Origin of the sequence: Bradyrhizobium sp. Mp27 (genome assembly GCF_029953005.1) — a bacterium.
GTDB lineage: Bacteria > Pseudomonadota > Alphaproteobacteria > Rhizobiales > Xanthobacteraceae > Bradyrhizobium > Bradyrhizobium barranii.
Window position 1 is genome coordinate 1 of record NZ_JASAUS010000459.1, and the last position, 1,719, is coordinate 1,719.

At 56.3% G+C, this 1,719-nt stretch carries 2 protein-coding genes; one reads left to right on the top strand and one right to left on the bottom strand.

Translation table 11 applies throughout. The features are described from left to right. Positions 1–56 precede the first annotated feature (56 nt). On the bottom strand, positions 57–572 hold the full coding sequence (locus tag QJT78_RS50900; RefSeq protein ID WP_208089658.1) for a carotenoid biosynthesis protein: 516 nt from the start codon (positions 570–572) through the stop codon (positions 57–59). Positions 573–1,124: 552 nt separating this feature from the next. Here QJT78_RS50900 and QJT78_RS50905 point away from each other — a divergent pair. Next, positions 1,125–1,577, top strand: coding sequence for a hypothetical protein (locus tag QJT78_RS50905; RefSeq protein WP_049810439.1), 453 nt, complete (start codon positions 1,125–1,127; stop codon positions 1,575–1,577). Positions 1,578–1,719: the final 142 nt, after the last annotated feature.

A 1,719-nucleotide genomic window follows, 5' to 3' on the forward strand; every position in this document is an offset into this window, starting at 1 on the left:
CGCGGTTGAGGTGATGGGGTTGGCTTCACAACCGAATCCTACGCCGCATCAGCGCTTTACACCACGCTCGCCAGCCTCTCAGGCGCCCTCTCGCGAATAAGACGGGCTAGATCCAATTGGGTCATTACGAACGCAGCGACGACTGGCAAAGCGATCAAGTTGAAAGGCCGATCGAGCTGACGATCGGCGCCATCGAGTAAGATCGACGCCACCGTCCACGAAAAATAGCCAGCCCCGAACCACAACGGTCCGATGATGAGTGGAACGCGGCCGATATGAGGTAGATCCGCACCGACCTCGAAATGATAGCTGCCGAATGGAAAGCCCGTAGCGGTGCCGAGGTTTTCCATCGTAAAGGCAATTGCGCTGCACATAGCGAACAGGATTGAGGCACGGCGTGGACCATAGGCAAGAGCGGCGTGGATCAGCGCGCAGGCAATGAAGATTGCCCAGAGCGCTCGCGCGAGCGGAGTCGGATTCCAGAAAAAGCCGATTGCGGCTGCAAGAATGCCGGCAAAAAAGCCAAAGTACAATCTTCTGCCAAGTCCAGAGCCTGTTGCAAGAACTGTCATGTCGCATTGTGTTTGCCCCGTCGGTAACGCTGTGCTCGGCCTAATCCCGAAATAACTGCCGTCGTCGCCCATTGGGCACCCAGTCGAAATTATTTCGGCGGGCATCAAAGCATAGCGGCGGATGTTGGCCAGCGCGATCTGGGTGCATCGGACTTACGTGCCGCCCGGCTTGGGTCATTTTCGATCCAGTGCCCAAAGCCGCGGTGCCGAGGTCGAGATAGACGCATTGTGTTTGGCCGGACGCCCGTGATTCAAGCTGATGCCGCTCCTCGTTTCGCCAACCGCAAAACAAGGAATCCGCCATCAGCCCATAGGTTCCAACCGCGCCTACATCAACTCGGAATTCACGCAGCTCCAAGGGTTGATGCAGGTTTCATAGAATCGATCGTCTAACAGGAAGTATGTGTATGGCTTCGCCGGGTTGATTTCCGTCACCTGGCGATTCTGGTAGTTGACCAGCGCAGCGTTCTCTGGGCCGAATCGCGGTCAAACCCACCTTTTTGCCAGTCGCGAGGCCTCTAAGCGCGACTGCGAGGAAGCAGAGCTAAAGCCATGTCTCCTTTAGAAGCAATCAGCCGCTGGCTGGAATCACAAGACTTAGACACGCAACTCGAGGTCGCTGCATACGCGACATTCTTGATCTTTAGGAAGAGTGACGTTCTGACGCTGGGCGGGTCGGAGGAGCTCGACACTCTTCAGCGTTGGTTGACCGAACCAGAGTTGGATCCAAGGGCCGCCGCAGGTCGTGCTCTGACCTTCCGGCTCGCCTTCGAGTACTTTGCCGAGGGCAGAATCAGCGGAGTTGGATGGAAACGAACCGAAGAATTAGAGCATAAGAATCTGGAACGAGCTAAGCGCAACGGAAAGCTCGCGGCTGCACGCAAGGCGCAAAGAAAACTTCAACTGTTGCCATCCCGAAAAGAGCACTGGTATCTTGTTGCGAAATCCTGGAATGGACTGGCGGCGACTTATCTAACACGCGAGGCTCTGTCCGTCGTCAGATGATTTGAGACTGATCAGGCGTTCTGAGAAGAGAGGCTCTTCTCTATTCGGCCGGATTTAGTCAAGGGCTTGATTGGGCGCCTCCTTGGGTTCGGTACCGCTCGCGGGGCCGTGCTTCTCTTCGGGATCAGCCGTATGGCTCTCC